The organism is Mesorhizobium sp. M5C.F.Ca.IN.020.32.2.1, from assembly GCF_004023105.1.
GTDB lineage: Bacteria > Pseudomonadota > Alphaproteobacteria > Rhizobiales > Rhizobiaceae > Mesorhizobium > Mesorhizobium wenxiniae.
This window is the reverse complement of the sequence record NZ_RZSX01000383.1, coordinates 1-5,671: the sequence shown is the minus strand read 5'-3', so window position 1 is coordinate 5,671 and position 5,671 is coordinate 1. Positions and strand designations below refer to the sequence as shown.

Here is a 5,671-nt window from a genome sequence, read left to right as displayed (position 1 = left end):
CCTTCCAGTCCTCGAAGCGGGGCGTGGCATCCGGATTGGAGATCTTTTCGATGAAGGCGCTCTTGTCGATCGGCGCGAACAGGCCGGAGCGTTTCAGGTCTGCGCTGACGATGCCGGAAATCTCCGCGCCCAACGCATCGCCGCCCTGGAAATCGGTGATGGCGATTGGCAGCGGCTCGACATTGCCTTTGTTGACGTTGAGCTCAACGAGCGCCCGCGCCGGCAAGGTGGCGGCGGCAGTCATGCCCAGCGCCATCGCTACGATCATCAGGAGCGGCTTGAGGATGGATTTCATGTCTTCTCGCTTCTCTTCAATGATTCTACGGGCGCCAGACCTATAGGCCCAGCATCTCCCTCGGATCGAACGTGACCCGCACGTCGGCCCAGATGTCTTGTTTGCCTGCGGGAACCTGCAGGCCGGCCACATCGCATTTCTGAACCGCGCGAACGGCACTTTCGTCGAACGGGCGGCTTCCGCTCGACTTTTCGACAGATGGCCGTCCGTCCAGCTTGCCGGAGGCATCGAGGTTGAACCGGACCACGACGATGAAATTCTCGGAACCCTCGAGCCCTACCGGCAGGGTCCAGCAACCACCAAGCTGAGCCTCCAACGCCCCCTGCTCCGACCTTGAAAGCTTCTGGCCCTGATTCTTGTCCCCGCCGAGCGATGCCTGCTGGGTTGAACGCTTGGCGCCGCCGCCGGACGGCTTCCGCTTGTCGAGCAACGCGGAAATCTCGTCGGCGTTGAACTGCTTGTCTTCCGACTTCGGCTTGGACGAGGCCTCCTTGACCGGCTTGTCGGCGTTCTTGCGCTCCGGCGCCTTGGCGCTTTCGGCCTGGGCCGGCTGCGGCTTCGGCCGCGCCTGCGGCGCAGGTGCAGAGTCCGGAAGCTGCGTCGTCTCGGTGGGCTGCTCTTTCGCTATTGCTTCGGCGACGGCGTCCGGCTTGACCTCAGGCTGCGGGTCGATGGCGGCGGTCTTGTCCTGCGGCGGCGTCGGCGCCGGCTCCTTGGCCGGTGTTGGCTTAGGCTCCGCCTGCTTGACAGGCTCGGGCTTGACCTCTTCCTTCGGCTGCGGGACCGGTGCGACCTCCGTCGCCGGAACAGGCTTGGGCTGTTCCTTCGGCTTCGGCACATCCTCGGGCTTCGGCTTCTCTTTCGGCGTCGGCGCGGGCGGCGGCGCCTCAGCCATATCGACCGGCTGGGGCTTGGGTTCCGGCGTCGGCGGCTTGTCGGTATCGACGCTGTTCTCACCGACCGTCTGCGCGTCGGCCACGATGTCCGGGCGCTGGGTAGGCAATGGCGCCGGCTTTTCACTCACCGCAGCCTTCTTGTCGCCCTGCTGTATCTGCGCGATCGCTTCCATCGGCACGATTTCGACCGCCAGCGACTCGGCATCGGACGCCGGCAATGCAGCCGGCGCCGACAGCGTGAACAGGCCGAAGCCGATCACGACCGTATGCAAGATCACCGATGTGGTGAGGCCGGTCCTCATCTTGCGTCTATTGATCCTGTTCCTGCAATGAAACCAGGCCGATATTCTTGTATCCGGCGGCCGATATGCGGGCCATCACCTTCATGGCGGTGCCATAGTCCGTCGACTTGTCGCCGCGGATGAAGATGCGCTCGTCATAGCCGGTCTTCGAGATCGCCTGCAGCTTCGCCACCAGTTCCTCAACCGGGATTTCGGTCTCCTGGAGATAGATCTGGCCGGCGGAGTTGATGGAGACCGTGATCGGCTGCGTGTCGACATTCATCGCCTTGGCCTGCGTGTCCGGCAAGTCGATCGGCACCCCGACCGTCAGCAATGGTGCGGCGACCATGAAGATGATCAGCAGGACCAGGATCACGTCGATGAACGGCGTGACGTTGATCTCGTGGTTTTCCGCGAGATCGCCGTCGATGTTCTCTCGAATTCTAGCTGCCATGGCGTCGCTCCGTGCTCATTCCGCGGCCAGCTGCTTTGCCGGCGCGACCGTGCGGAAATCCAGATCCCGGCTGACCAGCCGTTCGACTCCTGCCGATGCATCGGCAAGGATCTGCCTATAGCCGGCTATCGAGCGTGCAAAGACGTTGTAGATGACCACCGCCGGGATCGCCGCGACAAGGCCCATCGCGGTGGCCAGCAGGGCTTCTGCAATGCCCGGCGCAACGACGGCGAGATTGGTGGTCTGCGCCTGCGAGATGCCGATGAAGGCGTTCATGATGCCCCAGACCGTGCCGAAAAGGCCGACGAAGGGCGCGGTCGAGCCGATCGTCGCCAAAACGCCGGTGCCGCGCGACATGCGCCGCGCCGCCGCCGCCTCGATGCGCGACAGGCGCGAGGTGACCCGCTCCTTCAATCCGTCGCCGGACACATGGTCGAGCGAGCCGGCCGAAAGCGCGGTCTCTTCCTCTGCCGCCCGCACCAGCAGGGCGCCGGGACCGCCATTGTGACCAAGCGCGCGCCCCGCCTGGTTCAGCGTCGCGGCATTGCCGATCGCTTGTGCCGCGCGGCGGGCGCGCAGCTTGCCGCCAAGGATCTCCAGCGATTTGGCCAGCCATATCGTCCAGGTGACGAAGGACGCAAAAGCCAGCCCGATCATCACCGCTTTCACGACGATGTCGGCCGCAATGAACATGCCCCATGGCGACAGATCATGCGGTAAGGTCAAAGACGTCGCCGTCGAAGGCCCCGTCTCGATAGGCGTGGTCTCGGTGGGCGTTGTCACGGTGGGCTGCATCGCCGGTGGCGCGGCCGCGCCTGGCGCAGCCTGCCCAGGCGCGGGAGCCGGCGCCTCGATCGCCGGGGCGGCCGGTTGCTCCTGGGCGGCAGTGCCGCCAGCCGACAGGATGGCGAATGCGATCACCGCCGCGAACAAACCATGTCTGGACAAGGACTTCTTCCTTATTCTCACAGTGGCCTCATTGCACATAGCCGATCGGCTGGCCGGTGATGGGGTGTGCAAACACGCCCATCTCCACACCGAAAATTCCTTTGAGCACGTCGCCCTGCATGATCTGGTCCGGCGTGCCGCGCGTCAGCAGCCTGCCGTCCTTCAGTGCGATCAATTCGTCGCAGTAGCGCGCCGCCATGTTGGGATCGTGCAGCACGACGACGACGCACAGGTCGCGTTTGCGGCTGAGGTCCCTGACCAGCCCCAGCACCTCGACCTGATGGGCGATGTCGAGCGCCGAGATCGGCTCGTCGAGCAGCATGACGCCGGCATTCTGCGCCACCGGCATGGCCAGCCATGCGCGCTGGCGCTCGCCGCCGGACAATTCGTCCACCGGCCGGTCGGTGAAATCCGCCATGTCGGTCAGGGCAAGCGCCTCGTCGACATGGCGCCTGTCCTCGTGCCCGAAGCGGCCGAGCGCGCCGTGCCAGCGATAGCGTCCGAGCGTCGCCAGTTCGCGCACGGTCAAGCCGGTCGCCGCCGGCGTCATCTGCGGCAGATAGGCGAGCGCACGGGCGAGTTCGCGCACGCCCCACTGCACCAGCGGACGCTGCGCGAAGGTGATGCCGCCCGAGCTTGCCGGCTGCTGGCGAGCCAGAAGCTTGATCAGCGTCGACTTGCCGTAGCCGTTGTGCCCGATCAGCCCGTAGACGCGCGAGCGTTGCAGTTCGAGTGTGACCGGCCCGAGCAGCGTCCGCTCGCCGACAGCGAACCGCACCGCTTCGACATAGAAGGCAGTCTGGGCATGAGTTCCTGCCACGGTCTCGGCCTCCCTCCAGCTTTGTGAGTGCATCTCGAAATCCGGCTTTCGGCAATCCGGTTTTCGGCGCCGATGCCCGGTTGACTATGAAACATGAGTTTAATAGTCAACAATGATGATGGCTTTTTGAGTCAACAAAATGCGTGACGCCCCAGATTTGCGTCGAAATTCGAAAATGTGGAGCGCGCCGAGATGGTCGTTGGTTCAGGTCGCGGAAGAACTCAAGATGAAGTGACTGCGCGCCGAAACCTGCTGATCGCGGCGATGTCGCTGCCGGTGCTACTTGGCGGCGGCCGCGCCGTCGCGCAGGATGCGACCACCACTCTCGACCCGATCAGCATTCAGGAACGCGTCGAAAGCGCCTTTGGGACGGTCGACGGCTATGTCGCTACCCAGGGCTCCACTGCCACCAAGAGCGACACACCGTTGATCGAGACGCCGCAGTCGATAGCGGTCATCACCAAAGACCAGATGGAAGCGCAGGCGGTGGATAGCCTGACTAGCGCGCTGCGTTATACGCCAGGCGCAAGCGGCAATCTCTACGGCACCGACAATCGTGGCCACGGCCTGCGCGGCATTTCGAACTCCAGCGGCGTCTTCTACAAGGACGGGCTGCAGCTCAAGGAGAGCAATTTCACGCTGTTCACGGCGCTCGATTCCTACGGCGCCGCACCTGGCCCGCATGCTCGGCTTCCAACGTGCCTTGCCACCGCTTTTCGCATCCGCGATCCTTGCGGCATGATCCTTGTTTCGGCCGACTGGGCCGGCCGGATGCTCATTTTCCCATGGCAGATTCCGGCGGGTTTGCTGGCTGCTCTGGTCGGAGGGCCTTATTTCATGGTGCTGGTGTGGAAAGCCCGGCAATGAGCGGCACCCCCAAGTGCTTCGGGCTGGCGGCCACAAGGCACATAGTCCAGCCACGCTCAGCCGGCGCGTGCTTCCCGGATCACGCGACGCGCAAACGTGCCGGGCTGAGGGACATCGGCCTTGCGGCGCGCCAGAGTGTTGCGCAGCAGCGCTATCATTTCTCGGCCAGCCATTGCGATCTCGCGCGGCCGATCGATGCCGATGATCATGAATTCCTCGATTCCCAGGGCCGCATAAGGGAGCAGCGACAACGCGATCTGCGCCGGCGGCCCAGCAATTTCGACGGCTTTTTGGCAGGAGGCGTTGTCCTCCGAACGGATCAGGACGGGAAGCGCGAAACGCAGCTTGCCGGCCCGGCCGTGTTCGGCGGCGGCACTGCGCACCCGCTCCATCAGCTGGCGGATCTCGTTGAGCGAACCTGGCGCCAGTTCGAAGACATCGGCATGCCGCCCGGCGACCTTGAGGGCCGTTCCGGACTGGCCGCCCATGCGGATGGTCACGTCAGCGACAGTCGGCCCCTTGCGCGGCACATAGCCGCCCTTGACGCTGTAGAAGGCGCCTTCATGATCGAACGGCCTGTTGTTCGACCACAACCGCTTCAGCAGCACCAGATATTCGTCGATCCGCTGCCAGACGAGCTTATGACCGACCGGACGTGTTTCGGCATCGTCATCGTTCAGCGGCTCGCTGAGCATCCTGAGCGACAACCGCGCGCCGCTTTTCGAGTCGAGCGCCGCCAGTTGCCGTGCCGCCACCGTCGGCTCGATCACACCGGCCCAATGCGTGAGAACGACCTCGAGTGAGGACGTGCGGTCCAGCGCCCGGGCGGCAATATCCATATTGGTCAGCAGCCCGGCCGGATCGTCGACGACGATCTTCTGGAAACCGATGTTCTCGATCAGCGACAGCTTTGTCGCGGTTTCCGCGAAATCGTAGAAAAACGGCACGGTTGAATCGGCAGGGTGAGTTTTACCGGGAACATGCGTGAACTCGATCGGCATTGCCATCTCCTCCATCACGTTGGGATCACTGGGCGCGCAAAAGCGCACCTGAATTCGGTTCATTCAACTCCGGTATTCTGAAAGCGCTAGGTCGCTACCTGATTTATTC

General features: G+C 63.9%; 5 protein-coding genes and 2 pseudogenes. 1 reads left to right on the top strand and 6 read right to left on the bottom strand.

The window, feature by feature from the left end:
• The 5 genes and pseudogenes from tolB to EOA86_RS19265 all read right to left on the bottom strand — a co-directional run.
• Positions 1-295: pseudogene (tolB, locus tag EOA86_RS19285) on the bottom strand (Tol-Pal system protein TolB); the annotation flags it as partial.
• Between the two features lie 40 nt (positions 296-335).
• Positions 336-1,493 carry an energy transducer TonB gene (locus EOA86_RS19280; protein ID WP_127212092.1) on the bottom strand — a complete coding sequence of 386 codons (1,158 nt, stop codon included), beginning with the start codon at positions 1,491-1,493 and terminating at the stop codon, positions 336-338.
• 7 nt (positions 1,494-1,500) lie between these two features.
• Positions 1,501-1,897: pseudogene (gene tolR / locus EOA86_RS19275) on the bottom strand (protein TolR); the annotation flags it as partial.
• 44 nt (positions 1,898-1,941) lie between these two features.
• The gene (exbB, locus tag EOA86_RS19270) at positions 1,942-2,874 is read right to left on the bottom strand and encodes a tonB-system energizer ExbB (RefSeq protein WP_128343130.1); all 933 of its coding nucleotides are present in this window, start codon (positions 2,872-2,874) and stop codon (positions 1,942-1,944) included.
• Positions 2,875-2,902: 28 nt separating this feature from the next.
• Positions 2,903-3,694 carry an ATP-binding cassette domain-containing protein gene (locus EOA86_RS19265; protein ID WP_164891833.1) on the bottom strand — a complete coding sequence of 264 codons (792 nt, stop codon included), beginning with the start codon at positions 3,692-3,694 and terminating at the stop codon, positions 2,903-2,905.
• A gap of 231 nt (positions 3,695-3,925) precedes the next feature.
• Between EOA86_RS19265 and EOA86_RS19260 the strand changes: the two genes are divergently transcribed.
• Complete coding sequence (locus EOA86_RS19260) at positions 3,926-4,561, top strand: iron chelate uptake ABC transporter family permease subunit (RefSeq protein ID WP_245497316.1); 636 nt, start codon at positions 3,926-3,928, stop codon at positions 4,559-4,561.
• A 56-nt stretch (positions 4,562-4,617) separates the two neighbouring features.
• On the opposite strand, the gene EOA86_RS19250 is transcribed toward EOA86_RS19260, so the two are convergent.
• Positions 4,618-5,562: an LLM class flavin-dependent oxidoreductase gene (locus EOA86_RS19250; RefSeq protein WP_128343131.1), complete on the bottom strand. Its 945-nt coding sequence runs from the start codon at positions 5,560-5,562 to the stop codon at positions 4,618-4,620.
• Positions 5,563-5,671: the final 109 nt, after the last annotated feature.